Raw genomic sequence first — 17,992 nt, 5'->3', positions numbered from 1 at the left:
TTCGGGGACCCGCGGCGGAGCGTGATGCCCGCTACTTATGGCAGCGGCAGCAGGATCCGGAAATCCGTGAGTCCAGGCCGGCTTTCGCACTCGATCACACCCAGGTGCTGCTGCACGAAGGTCTGCGCCAGCGTCAGCCCGAGGCCGCTGCCGCCTTCGCGCCCGGAGACGAGCGGGTAGAAGATGCGGTCGCGGATCTCGGGCGCGATGCCCGGTCCATTGTCGATGATATGCAAATCTAATGCCAGCCCGTAGCGGACCTTGGCCAGGGTGACCTGGCGCGCCACACGGGTGCGCAGCACGATCTCGGCGTCGCCCTGCGCGATGCGGCTTCTCAAGGCCTGGGCGGCGTTGTGGGCGATGTTCAGGACCACCTGGATCAGCTGCTCCATGTCGCCCCTGAACTCGGGGATCGAGGCGTCGTAGTCGCGCCGGATCGTGAGGCCGGTGGGGAATTCGGCCAGGATCAGGCTGCGCACGCGCTCGCACACTTCGTGGATGTTGACGTCGCCCACGATATGGGGCTTGCGGTGCGGCGCCAGCAGGCGGTCGACCAGGGTCTGCAGGCGGTCCGCTTCCTTGATGATCACCTGCGTGTATTCCTGCAGTTCCAGCAGGTGGTGCGGCGGCAGCTCGAGTTCCAGCAGCTGCGCGGCGCCGCGGATGCCGCCGAGGGGATTCTTGATCTCGTGCGCCAGATTGCGAATGAGTTCCTTGTTGGCCTGGCTCTGGTCGAGGATGCGCTCCTCGCGGTCGAGCTTGAGCTGCTGGACGTTTTCGCGCAGTTCGACCAGCAGCTCGCTGCTCCCCTGCGCGCTGACGCTGCAGATCACGTGCAAGGGTTCCCTGCCGGCGCGCTGCAGGCTCAGGTCCTGGCGCAGGTCCGCGTACTGGTGGGCCAGCGCCTGGGCGCACAGCGCGGACAGTTCCGCGCCATTCGTGAACAGGTCCGGCAGCGGCGCGCGCTGCAGGGATTTCAGGGACAATTCGAGCAGGTTCTCGGCGGCCGGATTCGCATAGCGCACCTCGCCCCCGGCATCGACCAGCAGCACGCTGGTCGAGAGCAGGTCGAGGCCTGCATACATGGGGTCGGATCCCGCTTCGCTCATGGTGTCCTATCTGATATTCGTGATCTCGCGCTGCAGCGCTTCGATATTGCGCTCGGTGCGGCCGATCTCGTCGCGCATCGAGGCCACGCGCTCCTGGTACTTGGCGTAATTACGCTCGTTACCCATGCGTTCCGGCTCGCCGCCGTTGAAGTCCTTGCGCAGGTCGGCCAGCTTCTTCTGCTCGGCGCGCAGCTCGTCGTTGAGGATCTCGCGGCGGTCGTCGTCGCGCGCGCGCTGCTGGGCGCTGTCCACGCGCGGGAAGCTGGCCGGGCTGGCGCTCGGGGCCGGCCCGATGCTGCCGCTCGGACGCACCGCGGGGATCGGCGCCGAGGCGCGCACCGGCGACGGCACGGTCGAGATGAAGCTCTCGAGCTGCTTGCAGCCCTTGCGGCTCTGGTCGGTGAATTCGACGCGGCCCTGCTCGTCCACGCATTTATAGACCGCTCCCTGGGCCTGTGCGCCGTTATGGAGCGCGAAGCCGATTGCGAGCACGGCGAGGTAGCGGTAATGGCTGATTGTCGTTCCCATCAGAAATCAATTTGCACAATAAACGTGCACCTATTGTAGAACGGCCCGACTATACAGCAAGCATGAAAAAAGGCGGGGAAAGCCCTCGCTTTCCCCGCCTTTGCAGCAGAGCGTTGCGCGATCTGATGTAGATGCGCAACGATCCTGTTGGCTTACGACGAGTAGTACATGTCGAATTCGGCCGGGTGCGGGGTCATGCGCATGCGCTGCACTTCGTTCATCTTCAGCTCGATGTAGGCATCGATCATGCTGTCGCTGAACACGCCGCCGCGGGTCAGGAACTCGCGGTCCTTGTCCAGCGCTTCCAGCGCTTCTTCCAGCGAGGAGCAGACGGTCGGGATCAGCTTGTCTTCTTCCGGCGGCAGGTGGTACAGGTCCTTGGTTGCCGCTTCGCCCGGGTGGATCTTGTTCTGGATGCCGTCCAGGCCGGCCATCAGGAGGGCCGAGAAGCACAGGTAGACGTTGGCCAGCGGGTCCGGGAAGCGGGTCTCGATGCGGCGGCCCTTCGGGTTCGCCACGTGCGGGATGCGGATCGAGGCCGAGCGGTTGCGGGCCGAGTAGGCCAGCTTGACCGGGGCTTCGTAGCCCGGCACCAGGCGCTTGTACGAGTTGGTGCCCGGATTGGTGATCGCGTTCAGCGCGCGTGCGTGCTTGATGATGCCGCCGATGTAGAACAGCGCGGTTTCCGACAGGCCGGCATAGCCGTCGCCGGCGAACAGGTTCTTGCCGTCTTTCCAGATCGACTGGTGCACGTGCATGCCCGAGCCATTGTCGCCGTTGATCGGCTTCGGCATGAAGGTCGCGGTCTTGCCGTAGCTGTGGGCCACGTTCCAGATCACGTACTTCAGGTTCTGGGTCCAGTCGGCGCGCTCGACCAGGGTCGAGAACTTGGTGCCGAGCTCATTCTGGCCGGCGCCGGCCACTTCGTGGTGGTGCACTTCGACCGGGATGCCCATCGATTCGAGGATCAGCGACATTTCCGAACGCATGTCCTGGAACGAGTCGACCGGCGGGACCGGGAAGTAGCCGCCCTTGACGGTCGGACGGTGGCCGCTGTTGCCGCCTTCGATTTCCTTGTCGGTGGCCCAGGACGATTCGTCCGAGTCGATCTTGACGAAGCAGCCCGACATGTCGATCTTCCAGCGCACCGAGTCGAAGATGAAGAATTCCGGTTCCGGGCCGAAGTAGGCGGTGTCGCCGATGCCCGACGACTTCAGATAGGCTTCGGCGCGTTTCGCGATCGAGCGCGGGTCGCGGTCGTAGCCCTTGCCGTCCGACGGTTCGATCACGTCGCACTGCATGAACAGGGTGGTCTCTTCCATGAAGGGGTCGAGATTGGCGGTGTTCGGGTCCGGGTACAGGAGCATGTCCGACGCTTCGATGCCCTTCCAGCCGGCAATCGACGAACCGTCGAAGGCGTGGCCCGACTCGAACTTGTCTTCGTCGAAGTGCGACACGGGGACGGTCACGTGCTGCTCCTTGCCGCGGGTATCCGCGAAGCGCAGGTCAACGAATTTCACTTCGTTGTCTTTGATGAGTTGAATTACGTCTGCAGCCGTCTTTGCCATTCGTATCTCCTGATTGAAAAGGGGGTGCCGCGCCATATCTTCATGATGCGGCAACTTGCTGTACACCAAAGCATAAACTGTGCCAAGCTGCCGTTATGAGCAAATGCACAATGCTTCGTTGGAATTCGCTCGCGCTGCTCCTACAATCGCTGGGTGCTGGGTGTCACATTGTGAATACACTCGCACCAAATAAGTGCACCATACGGGTGCGTGCACCATCGCAGCGCAGGATACACCGAACCAAGTTGGTGCAACGCTTTTTCTTGTTCAAAAAATTGGGACCGATGCTCATGACCACTTCCGACTCCATCTTCAGCCAAGCGCGCGAACGCGCACCCGGTCAGCCCTATGCCGGCGCCGTCACCCCGGAAGAAGCCTTTGCCCTCTTGCAGAGCGACCCGCGCGTGAAACTGGTCGACGTGCGCACCAATGCCGAGCGCGACTGGGTCGGCAAGGCCGCGGTGCCGGAATCCCAGCACGTGGCGGTGCAATGGGCCACCTACCCCGGCGGCCAGCCGAATCCGGACTTCGCCGCCCAGCTGGAACGGGTGGCGCGCAAGGACGAGGTGCTGCTGTTCCTGTGCCGTTCCGGCGTGCGCTCGCGCCACAGCGCGCGGGTGGCGACCGAGGCAGGCTTTGCGCAGTCCTACGACATCCTGGAAGGGTTCGAAGGGGATCGGGATGAGGAGGGACACCGCAAGACCGTCGGCGGCTGGTGCAAGGCGGGACTGCCCTGGATCGGGGCTTGACGCCGCACGGTGGACGGCCATGCCGTCCACCACACGAACATCACGGCGCCGGCATCACCATCAGTTGCAGGCTCGATGCGGCGCCCGGCGCGCGGAACACGCGCTGGGTCGCCTTCTGGAAGTCCTCCGGCTTCGCCTTGGGGATGCTGACGAAGGTCTGCGGATTCAGGTCGATCAGCGGGAACCACGAGCTCTGCACCTGCACCATGATGCGGTGGCCGCGGCGGAAGGTGTGGCTGACCGGGCCGATGTCGAAGCTCAGCGCTTCCTGCTTATTCGGCGTGAACGGCTCCGGCTTCTCGTAGCTGTTGCGGAACTTGCCGCGCAGCGGATTGCCGCGCACCAGCTGCTGGAAGCCGCCCATGTTCACCGACGGCGGCGGGACGTCGTTGCCCTTGCGCTCGGCCTGCGGGGTCGGGTACTCGGCCGGGTACACGTCGATCAGCTTGACCACCCAGTCGGCGTCGGTCCCGGTGGTCGAGACGAACAGCTTCGGCACCACCGGCCCGGCGATCGTCACGTCCTGCTCCAGCACCTCGCTCTGGTAGACCAGCACGTCGGGACGGGTCGCGGCGAAGCGCTGGTCGGAGACCATGTATTCGCGCGGGACGCCCGTTGCGGCGTAGCCGATGTAGGGCACCGGTTTGCGTGGGTCGGCGACGTATTCGTCGTAGCCCATGCCGCTGTTTGCCGGCTGCTGCCAGGTCAGCGTGCCATTCGGGCCGAAGTACAGGTCCCTGGCCTTGGCGGGCGCCGGCGGCCACACGTCATAGCTGCGCCAGACATTGGTGCCGGTCTCGAAGGCGGTGACCGCCGGCAGGGTGCGCGCCGGCTTCACGCCCTTCAGGTGCTGCTCGAAGAACGGGAACTGGATCTCGCGACGGAAGTACTCGCTGGTCCTGGCGTCGAAACTCACGTGGCCGAGGCGCGCGCCGTCGCTGCCGGCCCAGCCGCCGTGCACCCACGGACCGATCACCAGCGAGTTCGGGGTTTTCGGATTGTGCTTGCCCACTGCATTGAAGATGGCGAAGGGGCCGGCCGGGTCTTCCGCGTCGTACCAGCCGCCCACCGTCAGCACTGCCGCCTTCACGTTCTTCATGTGCGGCGTGATCGCGCGCGAACGCCAGAATTCGTCGTAGGTGTCGTGCACGATGGTGGGTTCGAGCAGGGCGCGCTGTTCGGCGTTGAGGGTCGCCAGGATGTTCGACATCGTCAGGCGCTTCAGGAAGAAGTCGTAGGCGTCGGCGTCGCCGTATTCGAAACGCGAGCGCTCCTTGTTGCCGGTGGTCGGGTTCTTTTGCGGCACGAAGTTCGTGTAGAAATCGAAGTTCGCCGACAGCATGAAGGCGCCGTTGTGGTAGGAGTCGTCGCCCATGTACAGGTCGGCGATCGGCGCCTGCGGCGAGGCCGCCTTGATCGCCGGGTGCGAGTCGATGATGCTGGCCGCGGTGTAGAAGCCGGGGTAGCTGATGCCCCAGATGCCCACCTTGCCGTTGTTGTTCGGGACGTGCTTGAGCAGCCATTCGACGGTGTCGTACATGTCTTCGCTCTCGCTGCCCTCGCCCTTCGCGCGCTTGGCGTTCACGTGCGGCGTCATCTCCTGCCACGTCCCTTCCGACATGTAGCGGCCGCGCACGTCCTGGGTTACGAAAATGTAGCCGGATTGCTCCAGTTCCGGAGTCGGACTGAGCGCACGCGGGAACCAGTCGACGCCGTAGCGGTTCTCGCCCTCTGCGCGCGCGCCGGCGCTGTACGGGGTGCGCTGCATCAGGAAGGGATAGGGCTTGGAGCTGTCCTTCGGCACGTACACCACCGTGAACAGCTTGACGCCGTCGCGCATCGGAATCTGGTATTCGTACTTGGTGTAGTGCTCGCGCGGGTTGCGCTGCTGGGCGGGCGCATCGGCGCGGCTTGCCTGGACTGCGGCGGATTCGTTGGCGGCCTGGGCGCCGGCGCAAGCCAGCAGTGCACCCAAGGCCAGGGCGGTAAGGGAACGGCGGGTCATGGCTTCCTTGCGGGATGAGGAACAAAGATCGCCAGTGTAATCCTTTTCCGCAGGAAATTATCTATTTAGTCACGGCTCTGCCATGCATGTCGATCGTCCCGCGCACCCGCTCGCGCACGAAGTTGATGTGGCTGCGCAGGCGGTACAGTTCCTCGGCATAGGCCAGCGGCACCGAGATGTGGTTCACGCTGTCCTCGATCTCGTCGAGGCGCACCAGCAGGCCGTCGCGCGCCGCCTCGCGTGCTTCCATCTGCGTCGCTTCCAGCGCCTGCTCCACCTTGCGCAGTTCGCCGTACCAGCGGTAGATGCGCGAGCGCACCCGCCACACGTAGATCGGCGGCACCACCTTCGACAAGGGAATCAGCAAGGCCGCCAGCGCTACCACGACCACCCACAGGCGCTCGGCCAGGTTGGCCAGCCAGAAGCGCATGTAGCGCTGCAGGAAGGGCGGCCCGTCGCGGTAATAGCGCTCGGCCTCGCGCGCCACCGGGATCTCGGTGTACTTGGGCGAGGGGAACTGGCCCTGCTGCTGGAACCACCCGGCCTTGCCGTGGATCTCGCCGGCCGATTTCACCAGGAGGCCCACCAGCGCCGGATGCAGGTCTTCGCGCGCCACCAGCGTCGCCGTGGGGGCGATCAGGTGATAGTCCTGGCTCGGGATGTCGCGCCCCAGGTCGACGATCCCGCGCGGCAGCACCACATGGGTGAGGAAAGGCAGGCGCCGGGTATAGGCGTCGGCCTGGGTGAAGTTGAAGAGCCGGATGCCGGGCGTCTGCAGCAGCATCTGGATCAGCGGCGCTTCCGGCGCGGAGCTGAACACCAGGCCGTCGATCTGCCCCGCCAGCAGCGCCATCGTGGCCGGCGTGTTTTCCAGTTCGCCGATGGTGAGCTCTTTCGCATCGACGCCGTTCGCGTCCAGCACCTGGCGGAACAGGCGCGGCACGCCGGTGCCTTCCGGCCCCAGGTTGATCCGCTTGCCCTTCAAGTCGGTCAGCCCGTTCACCTTGGCCGACTCGCGCAGGAACAGCCAGACCGGTTCGGTGAACAGGCTGCCCAGCGAGACCAGGCCGGCCTGCTCGGCCGCGTCGTCCGCGGTGGAGCCGCTCTGCACGAAGGCCACGTCGGCCTTGCCGTCGAGGAGGCGCTGCAAATTCTCGGCGGAGCCGAGCGAGGGTTCGAGGGTGAGCGCGATGTCGTCGCGCGCCAGGATGGCGGCGTACTGGCGGCCGAATTCCTGGTAGGCGCTGTTGAACTGGCCGGTGGCCATGGTGAGCTTGCGCGGCGGCGCCGGGTCGACCCAGATATAGGCCAGCACCGCCACCGCGATCACCGCCAGCAGGGTCGGCCCCGACGCCACCAGCAGGTCGCGCAGGGACACGATGCTGAATTGCCGCACGCGCGTCACGGCGCGCTTGACCGCCGCCTTCCCCTTCAACGCACGCACTGCCGCTGCGCGGCCACGCTGCCCGCAGGCGGTTCGATCATCGGCATCAGGCTCGGCGCCAGGTTGGCCAGCAGCTGCACCGGCAGCGCGCTGGTGAAGTCGTAGTTACCGGACTGCGGGCCGTGCACGTAGGCGGTCATGCTGCCGAAGTAGCGTTCGCCGATGTTGAAGACGAAGGTCGCCGAGCGGTTCACGTAGCGCGACTCGATCACGCGGCCGCCGCGCGCATAGACTTCGAAGCGCTGGTCGCCGGTGCCGGTCTTGCCGCCCACGGCGATCACGTTGCCGTCCGATTGCGTGAAGGCGGTCTTGACGCGCTTGGCGGTGCCGTTGCTGACCACGCCCTGGATGGCGTCGGCCACGGTGCGCGCAACGTCCGGCGACAGGACCTGCTCCTTGCCGCCGCCCTTGCTGCGCTTGACCAGGGTCTCGTACGGCGTGTCCTTGGCGAAGTGCAGCGAGTCGATGCGCTCCACTGGTTTGCGCACGCCGCCGTTGACGATGATGCCCATCAGTTCGGCCAGCGCGGCCGGACGGTCGGCCGAGGCGCCCAGCGTGGTGGCGTAGGACGGCACCAGCGAGTCGAACGGGTAGCCCATCTTCTTCCACTGCGCGTGGATCTTGAGGAAGGCCTCGACCTCGATCAGGCCGGCGATGCGCTTGTCCTGGGCGTGCTTGCGGTGGGTCTTGAAGAGCCACGAATACACGTCCTGGCGCTGCTGGACGCTGGCGTTGGTGACTTCGGTCCAGCCGGCGTTCGGGTGGGTGCGCAGGTAGCTCACCAGCCACAGTTCCAGCGGGTGCACCGAGGCCACGTAGCCGCGGTCGGCCAGCGACATGTTCTTCACGTCGTACATCTCGTACATCTTCGGAATGCGGTCGGCATCCATGTCGTGCGAGGCCGGCAGGTTCTTGTCCACGAAGGCGCCGAAGTCCGCCACCGACGCGTCCGGGAACACGGTGCGGTGGGCCGCGGCCAGTTTCGAGGCCATCGGGCGCACGCCGGAGAACAGCAGGTCGACGACTTCCTGCGAGGTCTTGCCCTTGTACTTGTTCCAGAATTTGGCGAGGAAGACCTTGCCCTCGTTGTCGGCGAAGCGCGCCAGGTAGGTCTGGCGGCGCGGGTCGTCGGCGTCGGCCAGCAGCTGGGCCGAGGAGCCGGGCAGCTGGAACATGTAGTAGCGCACCACGTCGCGCATCATGCGCACGAACACCAGGTTGGTCGAATTGCGCAGCGCCTCGGTGACCGTCATGATCTTGCTGTTATCCAGCTTGCTGAAATTGCCGAAGGTGTGCACGCCGCCGCCGGTGAAGAAGGCTTCGCCCGGATTCGCCGAGTATTTCCTCTCCATCGCCGCCGCCAGCATCGGGGTCAAGCCGCGGTCGGCGCCGTCCGGCAACTGCTGGAAGTATTCCACCGCCCACTGCGACATGCGGTCCTTCGGATCGGTCTCGATGCCCATCAGGCCGATCTTGTCCATCGGCTCGTAGCGCTTGTGCAGCTGGTCGACGATGTCGAGGTAGGTCACCAGGGTGCGCAGCTTGGCGGTCGAGCCGAGGTCGAGTTTCGCGCCCTCGTTGATGTCGAGCGGCTGGTCGTAGTTGTCGGTCTGGACGCGCAGGTAGTTGACGTGCTCGCCGCGCTCCATCAGCGTGAAGCTGTACACGACCTGCGACGGGTCGCCGTTGCCGAGCAGGCCCTTGCCGGTCAGGCCCGCCTCTTTCGCGTGTTCGGCGTCCGAGAGCTTGCGCAGCGCGTCGGTGACGGCCTGCTGCACGCCGGCGTCCAGGGTCGACACCACCGACAGGTCCAGGCGATCGAGGTTGTACAGGCGCGAGTCGCCGACCAGGTAGCCGAGGTGGTTGCGCACCGCGTTGGCGGCCTTGCGCGACACGAAGGCGTCGGCGCCGGGGGCGGCCACGCCGGAACCCTGGGCCGGGTGCAGCGCCACCTTGAGGGCGGCGTCGCGCAGCTGCGGGGAGATCACGCCGGCCTGCGCCAGCACGCGCAGGTGGCTGTTGGTCAGGGTTTCGAGATCCTGCTCGCCGGCGCCCAGGTAGTAGGCCGGTCGGCGCTGCGCGATCATCAGCGACAGCGCTTCCTTGTAGGCGGTGGCCGCCTCCGGCGTGTTCATCGGGCCCTTCAGCAGCCTGGTGGTGTCCTCGATGTCGCGGCCGTACCAGACCCACATGCCGTCGCCGATGCCGTTGACTTCACCGTAGCCCGGCTTGGCCGACAGCGGCACGGTGTTCAGGTAGTCGAGCACGATCTTCTGGCGCGATTTGGTAGTGTCTTCGCCGTCCTGGTAGGCGCGCAGGGTGGCCGAGGCCATCTGGATCATCTTGTCCTGCAGCGAACCGGTGCGCCCCTCCGGCGAGTGGCGGTACTTCTCGATCTGGGTCGCGAGCGTGGAGCCGCCGGCCACGCGGCCTTCGCCGCCCAGGCCCACGGTGCTCAGGGTCTTGTAGAACACCGCCTGCGAGAAGCGGTCCCACTCGACCGCCGGGTTGCGGCGCGGGTAGGTCGGGTCGAGCAGCTCGCGGTTCTCGATGAACAGCAGGCTTTGCACCAGCAGCGGCGGGGCGTCCTTGAATTCGTGGTAGTAGCGCTCGGGGTATTTCGAAGTGAACAGGGGCTGGGCGCGGCAGTCGAGGATCTCGAGGCCGACCTTGGTCTTCTCGTGGTAGGTGGCGTACAGGCCGCGGTCGGCCATCTCGACCATTTTCGGCGAGATGCGCGCCTGCGCGTCGATGTGATAGCCGCGCGACTGCAGCTTGTCGAGGTAGGACGGCAGGTTGGCGTAGCCCAGGCGCGTGTCGTAGGGACTGGCGGCCGGGAAGCGGATCGATTGGCTCGGCCCCTGGTCCATGCGGTAGGTCAGCTCCTTGGCCATGCCGGCGAAGATGCGCGCCTGCAGGCGCGAGGTGCGCATCTCGAGCACGCCCCAGCCGGCCAGCAGCACCAGCAGGATCAGGAGGACGAGGAAGAACCAGAGCTTGAAGCGGCGCTTGCGCGGCCTGGTCTCGGGCGTGTCGTCCTGGATGTCGTCGGGCGGGCCTTCGCCTTCGGGCGGCTCGGGCGGCGGCGCGCTCTTGCGGCCGGGCGCGCCCCCGCCTGCCAGGTGGGGATAGGCTTCGTACAGGGGGACGTCGTTGCCGCCCGCCGACGCGAGCACGGGGGCGCCGCCGGTCATGCCGAAGACGAAACGGCCGCGCAAGCCGGAGAAAACGCGGGACAGAAGACTGGGCCGCTCGGTGCGGCGATTACTTTCCATGATGGCTCAACTGGTTCGAATCAATACGCGTGCACATCCCCAACCTGCCTGCCATCCGTGATGCTGGTGTGATCGAGTGACTGCTCGCGTCAGGTCGCAAAACGCGCGGTGCAAACTCACTCAGGATTGCACCTCCACAGGTATCATTCCACCACATCAATACGACACGCGCGAGACACGGTTTAACATATTTGATGCGCACGAAGCATTTTCGCAAAAAAACAACGGCAGAGTTAGCTGGACGGCATGCAGTCCTACAGGACCGCGATCTCGGCCCCGCGCCGCCGCAGCCCGGCCTGCATCGCCTCGAAGGCGGCGACCTGCGCGGGCTCGCCCTTCAGGCCCAGTTCGATGTGGCGGCGCGTGTGCGCATCGCCCACGCTGGGCAGGCTGAACACGCGCACGCCGGGAAAGTCGCGCTCCAGCGTTTCGATCAGCGGCGTCAGCGCCGCTTCCGCCCCCTCGACCACCAGCAGCGCGCGCTCTTCATGGGCGACGGCATGGAACAGGTGGGCGTAGTGCGTGTCGAGCACCCATTCGAGCATCGGCCAGGCCATCACCGGAAAGCCCGGCACGAAGTGATGGTCGGCCATCGTGAAACCGGCGATCCGGTTGTACGGGTTCGGGACCAGGTGGCGCCGGCGAAGCTGCGCCGCAGGGTATCGGTGAGGCGCGGCGGATCGTCGCCGACGAATTCGGCCCACGCCAGTTGCAGGCCGCGCGCGCCCAGCAGTTCGACCACCTTGCTGAAATGCTTGTCCTGGCGCCTGTCGGACAGGATTTCGTCGCCCACCACGATCAAGCCGAATCCCATGCCTTCTCCTCTTACCTGTTCAATCTTGAACGGGGGAGCGGCCGATCCGGTTGACGCCCGCGCTTGATTGGACGATATGACAACACCCGACCCCATCGATACCCTCAAGGCGCGATTGGAATCGCTGGCGGACCCCGCGCGCGCCGCCGGCATGCGCGCCTACCAGCGCGACCAGTTCGACTTCCTCGGCGTGGCCAGCCCCGTGCGACGCGCCCTTGTGAAGGAATGGGCGCCGTCACTTCCCTGGCCGGAGCTGCTCGAGCTGGCCGGCCGGCTGTGGATGGAAGCGCCGCGCGAATACCAGTACGCGGCCATCGACCTGCTGGCCCTGCGCCGCAAGCAGCTCCCCATCGAAGCCATCGGTCCCTTGCTGGAGCTTGCGCGCCGCAAGCCCTGGTGGGAAACCGTCGACGGCATGGCGGGCGTGATCGGCAAGCTGGTGCGCGCGCACCAGGCGCCAGGTGCGCAGGCGATGATGGACGGGCTGCTTGCCGACGAGTCCTTCTGGATCCGCCGCATCGCCATGCTGCACCAGTTGGGCTGGCGGCTGGAGACCGATGAAGCGCGCCTGTTCGGCTATGCGCTGCAACTCGCGCCCGAGCGCGAATTCTTCATCCGCAAGGCGATCGGCTGGGCCTTGCGCGACTATGCGAAGTGGGCGCCGCAGGCGGTGTCGAACTTCGTCGCCGCGCACGAAGGCGCCTTCTCTTCGCTTACGGTGCGCGAGGCGACAAAGCATCTGCGCGCAGCGCTTCCAGCGCACCCAGGCAGTAATACTGGAACCACAGGCCGGCGAACAGGAAGATCATGATGTAGAGCCACAGCGACAGCATCGCCAGGAAGGGGAACAGCACCACCGAGATCAGCGCACCGCCCATCCACGCGATGCCGGGCAAGGCCCCGGCCAGGCCGGAGGCGAAGCCGATCGCCAGCAGGGAGCCGCGGTGGCGGCGCATCAGTTCGCGCCGCTCGTCAGGACTGGCGTGGGCGGCGAGCGCGTCGTAGCTCATCACGCGCGAAGTCACCCAGGCCCACAAACACGCCTGCACCAGCCAGGCCACCGGCGGCACCGCATATAGCGGCAGCGTGACCAGCCACAGCACCGCGAACACCGCCGTGCTGCCGAGGTTGATGGCGACGCTGCCGAGGAAGGAGCCGCCCTGCTTCTTCTCCAGCTTCGGGTACTGGCTGTTGCCGACGTGGCGCTCGATCGCCGGCATCGCGATCACGCCCATGAACAGCAGGGCCGAGGCGATCATCAGGGGCAGCAGCACGGCGATCGCGAGCAGCGGGATCACCATCGCCTTCAGCACGCCGAGGCCGAGCATGGCCAGCATGCTGCCGCTGGTCTGGAAGATGTCGTACTGCGCGAAGACGCCCTGCAGCCAGTCGAGCAGCGGCTGCAGGCCGGTCCACAGCAGCGCGCCCCACAGGATCAGGGTCAGCGCCAGCGGCGCGGTCGACAGCACCAGCATGCGGCGCGAGAACTGGGCGCCGAGCGCGCGCCGGTAAGCGAGACCGACGCCCTTCATGGCGCGGGCTTCCACTGAACATGTGCACGGGCGCTGATCGGCATCGCGGTTCCTTGTCGGGTTTTCAATACGGCCATTCTACGCAAAGCCTTCTACGATGCACTACAATCGCCGTTCAACTTGAACAACAGGGAATACCATGTCCACCATTACCACCGATTCCGGCCTGCAATACGAAGACACCGTCGAAGGCAGCGGCGCCGAAGCCAAGGCCGGCCAGCACGTCACCGTCCACTACACCGGCTGGCTGCGCAACGACGACGGCAGCCAGGGCGCCAAGTTCGATTCGAGCAAGGACCGCAACGACCCGTTCCAGTTCTCGCTGGGCGCCGGCCACGTGATCCGCGGCTGGGACGAAGGCGTGCAGGGCATGAAGGTCGGCGGCCAGCGCCGCCTGACCATCCCCGCCAGCCTCGGCTACGGCGCACGCGGCGCCGGCGGCGTGATCCCGCCGAACGCGACCCTGATCTTCGACGTCGAACTGCTGGCCGTCTAAGATTTTTTTCCGGCGGCGCCGTTCGGCGCCGCTTCGAGCATCCCCTCTAAAATGCGGCCGGATTCCCGGTGTCCGCACCCCTCCTGCGCTAAGATGGCTGAGCATTCAGTCAACTACACAGGAGCATTCATGAGCTTGCAGGAACAGTTCGCCCAGGCCCAGGCCGAGTCCAAGAATCTGCCGGAACGCCCGGACAACATGACCTTGCTGAAGATTTACGCGCTGTACAAGCAGGGCGCGAACGGCGACGCCAGCGGCGAGCGCCCCGGCATGACCGACTTCGTCAACCGCGCCAAGTTCGACGCCTGGGCGGCGCTGAAGGGCACCTCGCAGGAAGATGCGATGCAGCAGTACATCGATCTGATCGAGGAACTGAAGGGCTGATTGCTCCGGCTGCTGCTTGATCGAACGGCCGCCTGGGGGCGGCCGTTTTCATTCATGTATTCACGCGGGTACGAATACCTTGCGCATTTTCTCCGTCACCTTCGCTTCGATGGCCGGCGCAAACGCCCCCATGAAGAAGCCGAGCCGGATGCGCATCGCCGCGCGCTGGTCTTCCAGGGTCAGGGCCCCTTCCACGCCGCTGCGCTCGAAGCGCAGCACGTCACCGTCCCACTTGCATTCCAGGCCATATTCCGCAGAGATGCGCTGCGCCACCTGCTGGGCCGCGGCGCGCGCCTGTTCCGGGCTCAGGTTGTGTTCCTGGACGATGCTGATTTCCGACATTGGCTTTGATTCCTTCAATCTGTTGCAAGACAATCCGCAATGATGCCAGTTGGAAGCGGACTTATCCAGCCCGGCACGGTTCCAGCTCTTCAATATAGATCAATTGACCGCTATCAATGCCCTTGCCGCCCGGCGCGCGACCATGGTCAGGCCGCCCGACATTTCGCAAGGAGCCGTCATGGAAACAGGTGCCCTCTCTCCGGAGGTGCTGGACACGCAGGATCGTGACCAGCCGCCGGCCCGCTTCATCCCCACGCCCAGCGCCCCCTACCTGGCGCAGCACCGCGCCGCCCAGCTGCTTGAGCAGCCGCCGGCGCCCGACGAGGACCCGCTGACCGAGGCCCCCGCCCTACCCCAGGCCTTCGGCGCGCGCGTGCTGATGTGGAAGCAGGACCCCTCGGTCGGCGAGATCGGCACCCGCCGCGCCTGGCTGCCCGGCGCGGTGCTGGCCGGCCCGCGCGACGCCCGCATCGCGCCGGGCGCCCCAGGCATCGACGCGGTCGAGCCGAATGCCTTCGGCGACTTCGTGACCCAGCCCGACACCCCGCAGTTCGACGCCGTGCACACCTTCGCGGTGGTGCGCCAGACCCTGACCATGTACCAGCGCGCCCTGCTCAACGCCGGGCTCGACATGCCCCTGCCCTGGCAATGGAACACCAGCCTCGACACCCGGCCGCTGATGGTGTTCCCGCACGGCCTGCCGAACGTGATGAACGCCTTCTACAGCCGCACCCAGGGCTGCCTGAAGTTCGGCGATTTCGTGCCGACCCTGGAGAAAGCAAGCACGGAAGCCTCGGAACAGGAACGGGTCTACACCTGCCGCTCCTTCGACATCGTGGCCCACGAGACCGCCCACGCGGTGCTCGACGGCCTGAAGCCGCAGTGGCTGCTGGCCGACGCCCCGCCCCAGACCGGCGGCCTGCACGAAGCCTTCGGCGACCTGACCGCGATCTTCCTGACCCTGTCGCAACTCGACCTGTGCGAAGCCGTGATCGCCCAGACCAGGGCCCAGCTGCACGACAAGAATTTCCTGTCCGACGTCGCCGAGCAGTTCGGGCTGGCGCTCGGCTCCAGCGTCGGCCTGCGCAACGCCGACAACGACATCACCCTGTCCCAGGCCGGCACCCAGGTGCACGCGATCTCGCAAGTGTTCACCGGCGCCATGTACGACGTGCTGGCCGACATGTTCGCCTACGAGCGCAACCCCGTGCTGGACGATTGCGCCGCCGTGCTGCACCGGGTCGCGGCCTACCTGCGCGGCCTGCTGCTGCGCGCCCTGATCGCGGCGCCCGACAGCGCCGCCGGCTATGCCGACGTGGTCAACGAAATGCTGCGCCTGGTGGGCGAGGACGGCAAGCCGGCCGCCTACGCCGGCTTCATCCACAACCAGTTCGCGCGCCGCGAGGTGGTCGAGGGACCGGGCGCGGGCCTGGCGCCGGCCCGGCCGGGCGACAAGGTCGCGGCCAAAGTCTGCGACAAGGCCGGCGCGCGCCAGGACCGGCGCGCCTGCTGCGGCACCATGAACCTGCCCGAGTACTACCGGATGGACCGGGTGCTGGACGCCGAAGCGCGCAAGCTGGCGCTCTGGTGCGGCGCCAACGGTCGCCTGGCCGAATGCGTCGCGCCGTCCGTCGCCGCCATCGATACGGACAACCCATGAAGATCAGCGCACGCGCCTGCGGCGGCTTCGCCGGCCTGGCCGAGGCCTACGACCTCGACACCGCCGCCCACCCTGCCGGCGGCGAACTCGAAGGCCTGCTGGGGCGGCTCGACTTTTTCTCGGCCGCGCCCGCCTGCCCGGTCGGCGCCGACCTGCCGCGCTGGGAGATCACGGTCGAGGACGGAGCGCGCTGCCACACCGTCTTCATGCGCGAGGACGGCAGCGGCGGCGACTGGCAGGCCCTGCTCGACCGGCTGCGCGCTACTGCTTGAGCACCACGGTGGCGCCAGGCGCGCGCCACCCGGCGCATTTGCTTATATATATTGTGTATGAAGCCAATTTGAAGGAAACGCCGAATTGCCCTAAAATACAGTGCTTTGCCATGTCCGGCCGGCCCAGTCAGCGCCCGGCGACGCGACACACACCAACACTAATAGGACTGTTATGACCCACGTTGTCACCGAATCGTGCATCAGCTGTCGTTACACCGACTGCGTCGATGTATGCCCGGTAGATTGTTTCCGGGAAGGCCCGAATTTCCTCGCCATCGACCCTGACGAGTGCATCGACTGCGCCGTCTGCGTGGCCGAGTGCCCGGTGAACGCGATCTACGCGGAAGAGGACGTGCCGTCGGACCAGCAGCAATTCATCAAGATCAACGCGGATCTCGCGCGCTTCTGGCCGTCGATCACCAAGACCAAGCCGGCCCTGCCAGACGCCGAACAGTGGAAAGACGTCAAGGACAAGCTGGACCAGCTGGCCCGCTGATCGCCGCGGACGGCGGCCCGCGTCCAGCGCGGCCGCCGTCTGCGTGCCATTCCCAATCGTGGCACACTAGCGGCCACCGTCCCACTCATCCCAAAATCCTTAGAAAGTAGAAGCACATGACCATCAGTGCCTCCCACGAAGCGGGCAGCATCGCTCCCAACAGCTCGTTCGCCGGCGCGATCGACGCCGACGCCGTCATCATCGGCGCCGGTCCGGTCGGCCTGTTCCAGGTCTTCGAACTCGGCCTGCTCGAGATCAAGGCCCACGTCATCGATTCGCTGCCGGCCGTCGGCGGCCAGTGCGTGGAACTGTACCCGGACAAGCCGATCTACGACATCCCGGCCGTTCCGGTGTGCACCGGCCAGGAACTGACCGACAACCTGCTCAAGCAGATCGAGCCGTTCGAGCCGACCTTCCACCTGGGCCAGGAAGTCACCACCGTGCAGCGCCGCGAAGACGGCCGCTTCAACGTCGAAACGTCGACCGGCACGCAATTCATCACCAAGACCATCTTCATCGCCGCCGGCGTCGGTTCGTTCCAGGCGCGCACCATGAAGGTCGACGGCCTCGAGAAGTTCGAGAACAGCCAGCTGTTCTACCGCGTGAAAGATCCGGCGCTGTTCGAAGGCAAGAACCTGGTCATCTGCGGCGGCGGCGACTCCGCCCTCGACTGGGCCTTGAACTTCGTCGGCAAGGCCGAGTCGGTCGTGCTGCTGCACCGCCGCGAGGACTTCCGCGCCGCCCCGGCATCGGTCGCCAAGATGAAGGCGCTGTGCGACGAGTACGAGATGCAGCTGATCACCGGCCAGGTCACCGGCTTCGATGAAGCCGACGGTAAACTGACCGAAGTGAAGGTCACCGGCGCCGACGGCGTCACCCGCCGCGTGCCGCTGGACATGCTGCTGGTGTTCTTCGGCCTCTCGCCGAAGCTGGGTCCGATCGCCGAATGGGGCCTGGACATCGAGCGCAAGCAGCTGAAAGTCATGGACACCGAGAAGTTCGAGACCAACGTCCCGGGCATCTTCGCGGTGGGTGACATCAACACCTATCCGGGCAAGAAGAAGCTGATCCTGTCGGGCTTCCACGAAGCCGCGCTGGCGGCCTTCGGCGCCGCGCCCTACATCTTCCCGGACAAGAAGATCCACATGCAGTACACGACGACTTCGCCGAAGCTGCACAAGATCCTCGGCGTCGAGACCCCGGTCTTCGACTGATCGTCCTGCTTCCAAGAGAATGCCGCCCCGCGCAAGCCGGGCGGCATTTTTTATTTCCTGGCCGCCGTGTTCAGTAACGGTATCGCGACGTAAAGGCTATCTTG

General features: G+C 66.0%; 16 protein-coding genes and 1 pseudogene. 8 read left to right on the top strand and 9 right to left on the bottom strand.

Going from position 1 to position 17,992, the window contains the following annotated elements; genetic code table 11:
- Positions 1-35: 35 nt before the first annotated feature.
- From glnL to glnA, 3 genes are all read right to left on the bottom strand, one after another.
- Positions 36-1,109 carry a nitrogen regulation protein NR(II) gene (gene glnL / locus LQ564_RS13990; RefSeq protein WP_231058714.1) on the bottom strand — a complete coding sequence of 358 codons (1,074 nt, stop codon included), beginning with the start codon at positions 1,107-1,109 and terminating at the stop codon, positions 36-38.
- Positions 1,110-1,115: 6 nt separating this feature from the next.
- The gene (locus tag LQ564_RS13985; protein WP_231058713.1) at positions 1,116-1,637 is read right to left on the bottom strand and encodes a DUF4124 domain-containing protein; all 522 of its coding nucleotides are present in this window, start codon (positions 1,635-1,637) and stop codon (positions 1,116-1,118) included.
- A 152-nt stretch (positions 1,638-1,789) separates the two neighbouring features.
- Complete coding sequence (glnA, locus tag LQ564_RS13980) at positions 1,790-3,205, bottom strand: type I glutamate--ammonia ligase (protein WP_231058712.1); 1,416 nt, start codon at positions 3,203-3,205, stop codon at positions 1,790-1,792.
- Between the two features lie 290 nt (positions 3,206-3,495).
- Here glnA and LQ564_RS13975 point away from each other — a divergent pair, with 290 nt between their 5' ends.
- Positions 3,496-3,954: a rhodanese-like domain-containing protein gene (locus tag LQ564_RS13975; protein WP_231058711.1), complete on the top strand. Its 459-nt coding sequence runs from the start codon at positions 3,496-3,498 to the stop codon at positions 3,952-3,954.
- Between the two features lie 40 nt (positions 3,955-3,994).
- Here LQ564_RS13975 and LQ564_RS13970 read toward each other — a convergent pair whose 3' ends face one another.
- The 4 genes and pseudogenes from LQ564_RS13970 to LQ564_RS13955 all read right to left on the bottom strand — a co-directional run bounded on the left by LQ564_RS13970 (position 3,995) and on the right by LQ564_RS13955 (position 11,492).
- Complete coding sequence (locus tag LQ564_RS13970; protein WP_231058710.1) at positions 3,995-5,959, bottom strand: CocE/NonD family hydrolase; 1,965 nt, start codon at positions 5,957-5,959, stop codon at positions 3,995-3,997.
- 61 nt (positions 5,960-6,020) lie between these two features.
- Positions 6,021-7,394 carry a TAXI family TRAP transporter solute-binding subunit gene (locus tag LQ564_RS13965; protein WP_231058986.1) on the bottom strand — a complete coding sequence of 458 codons (1,374 nt, stop codon included), beginning with the start codon at positions 7,392-7,394 and terminating at the stop codon, positions 6,021-6,023.
- Positions 7,391-10,678, bottom strand: a complete 3,288-nt coding sequence (locus LQ564_RS13960) for a transglycosylase domain-containing protein (RefSeq protein WP_231058709.1) — start codon at positions 10,676-10,678, stop codon at positions 7,391-7,393. Before LQ564_RS13960 ends, LQ564_RS13965 begins: the two co-directional genes overlap by 4 nt.
- 254 nt (positions 10,679-10,932) lie before the next feature.
- Positions 10,933-11,492: pseudogene (locus LQ564_RS13955) on the bottom strand (molybdopterin-binding protein).
- A gap of 76 nt (positions 11,493-11,568) precedes the next feature.
- Here LQ564_RS13955 and LQ564_RS13950 point away from each other — a divergent pair.
- Positions 11,569-12,303, top strand: a complete 735-nt coding sequence (locus tag LQ564_RS13950) for a DNA alkylation repair protein (protein WP_231058708.1) — start codon at positions 11,569-11,571, stop codon at positions 12,301-12,303.
- Here LQ564_RS13950 and LQ564_RS13945 read toward each other — a convergent pair.
- A complete protein-coding gene (locus tag LQ564_RS13945; RefSeq protein WP_231058707.1) occupies positions 12,206-13,024 on the bottom strand; it encodes an EI24 domain-containing protein in 819 nt (272 codons plus the stop codon). The genes LQ564_RS13950 and LQ564_RS13945 overlap by 98 nt on opposite strands.
- A 139-nt stretch (positions 13,025-13,163) precedes the next feature.
- Between LQ564_RS13945 and LQ564_RS13940 the strand changes: the two genes are divergently transcribed.
- Together LQ564_RS13940 and LQ564_RS13935 are read left to right on the top strand one after the other, a co-directional pair.
- Entirely contained in the window at positions 13,164-13,520 is a 357-nt protein-coding gene (locus LQ564_RS13940) for an FKBP-type peptidyl-prolyl cis-trans isomerase (protein WP_231058706.1), read from the top strand.
- A gap of 129 nt (positions 13,521-13,649) precedes the next feature.
- Entirely contained in the window at positions 13,650-13,904 is a 255-nt protein-coding gene (locus tag LQ564_RS13935) for an acyl-CoA-binding protein (RefSeq protein ID WP_231058705.1), read from the top strand.
- Between the two features lie 60 nt (positions 13,905-13,964).
- On the opposite strand, the gene LQ564_RS13930 is transcribed toward LQ564_RS13935, so the two are convergent.
- Positions 13,965-14,246, bottom strand: a complete 282-nt coding sequence (locus tag LQ564_RS13930) for a polyhydroxyalkanoic acid system family protein (protein ID WP_231058704.1) — start codon at positions 14,244-14,246, stop codon at positions 13,965-13,967.
- Between the two features lie 178 nt (positions 14,247-14,424).
- Between LQ564_RS13930 and LQ564_RS13925 the strand changes: the two genes are divergently transcribed.
- The 4 genes from LQ564_RS13925 to LQ564_RS13910 all read left to right on the top strand — a co-directional run bounded on the left by LQ564_RS13925 (position 14,425) and on the right by LQ564_RS13910 (position 17,888).
- Entirely contained in the window at positions 14,425-15,906 is a 1,482-nt protein-coding gene (locus tag LQ564_RS13925) for a gluzincin family metallopeptidase (protein WP_231058703.1), read from the top strand.
- Positions 15,903-16,178 carry a protealysin inhibitor emfourin gene (locus LQ564_RS13920; protein ID WP_231058702.1) on the top strand — a complete coding sequence of 92 codons (276 nt, stop codon included), beginning with the start codon at positions 15,903-15,905 and terminating at the stop codon, positions 16,176-16,178. Before LQ564_RS13925 ends, LQ564_RS13920 begins: the two co-directional genes overlap by 4 nt.
- A gap of 172 nt (positions 16,179-16,350) precedes the next feature.
- Complete coding sequence (fdxA, locus tag LQ564_RS13915; RefSeq protein ID WP_231058701.1) at positions 16,351-16,674, top strand: ferredoxin FdxA; 324 nt, start codon at positions 16,351-16,353, stop codon at positions 16,672-16,674.
- A gap of 116 nt (positions 16,675-16,790) precedes the next feature.
- Complete coding sequence (locus tag LQ564_RS13910) at positions 16,791-17,888, top strand: NAD(P)/FAD-dependent oxidoreductase (RefSeq protein WP_231058700.1); 1,098 nt, start codon at positions 16,791-16,793, stop codon at positions 17,886-17,888.
- Positions 17,889-17,992 lie beyond the last annotated feature (104 nt).

The organism is Massilia phyllostachyos (assembly GCF_021044825.1).
Classification (GTDB): domain Bacteria; phylum Pseudomonadota; class Gammaproteobacteria; order Burkholderiales; family Burkholderiaceae_D; genus Telluria; species Telluria phyllostachyos.
Note: the sequence above shows the minus strand (reverse complement) of the source record. Positions and strands in the feature narration are given on the sequence as shown.

Bases quoted from the DNA above. Each gene is read 5' to 3' on its own strand.
- glnL (WP_231058714.1), bottom strand. From the start codon at position 1,109: ATGAGCGAAGCGGGATCCGACCCCATGTATGCAGGCCTCGACCTGCTC.
- LQ564_RS13985 (WP_231058713.1), bottom strand. From the start codon at position 1,637: ATGGGAACGACAATCAGCCATTACCGCTACCTCGCCGTGCTCGCAATC.
- glnA (WP_231058712.1), bottom strand. From the start codon at position 3,205: ATGGCAAAGACGGCTGCAGACGTAATTCAACTCATCAAAGACAACGAA.
- LQ564_RS13975 (WP_231058711.1), top strand. From the start codon at position 3,496: ATGACCACTTCCGACTCCATCTTCAGCCAAGCGCGCGAACGCGCACCC.
- LQ564_RS13970 (WP_231058710.1), bottom strand. From the start codon at position 5,959: ATGACCCGCCGTTCCCTTACCGCCCTGGCCTTGGGTGCACTGCTGGCT.
- LQ564_RS13960 (WP_231058709.1), bottom strand. From the start codon at position 10,678: ATGGAAAGTAATCGCCGCACCGAGCGGCCCAGTCTTCTGTCCCGCGTT.
- LQ564_RS13950 (WP_231058708.1), top strand. From the start codon at position 11,569: ATGACAACACCCGACCCCATCGATACCCTCAAGGCGCGATTGGAATCG.
- LQ564_RS13945 (WP_231058707.1), bottom strand. From the start codon at position 13,024: ATGAAGGGCGTCGGTCTCGCTTACCGGCGCGCGCTCGGCGCCCAGTTC.
- LQ564_RS13940 (WP_231058706.1), top strand. From the start codon at position 13,164: ATGTCCACCATTACCACCGATTCCGGCCTGCAATACGAAGACACCGTC.
- LQ564_RS13935 (WP_231058705.1), top strand. From the start codon at position 13,650: ATGAGCTTGCAGGAACAGTTCGCCCAGGCCCAGGCCGAGTCCAAGAAT.
- LQ564_RS13930 (WP_231058704.1), bottom strand. From the start codon at position 14,246: ATGTCGGAAATCAGCATCGTCCAGGAACACAACCTGAGCCCGGAACAG.
- LQ564_RS13925 (WP_231058703.1), top strand. From the start codon at position 14,425: ATGGAAACAGGTGCCCTCTCTCCGGAGGTGCTGGACACGCAGGATCGT.
- LQ564_RS13920 (WP_231058702.1), top strand. From the start codon at position 15,903: ATGAAGATCAGCGCACGCGCCTGCGGCGGCTTCGCCGGCCTGGCCGAG.
- fdxA (WP_231058701.1), top strand. From the start codon at position 16,351: ATGACCCACGTTGTCACCGAATCGTGCATCAGCTGTCGTTACACCGAC.
- LQ564_RS13910 (WP_231058700.1), top strand. From the start codon at position 16,791: ATGACCATCAGTGCCTCCCACGAAGCGGGCAGCATCGCTCCCAACAGC.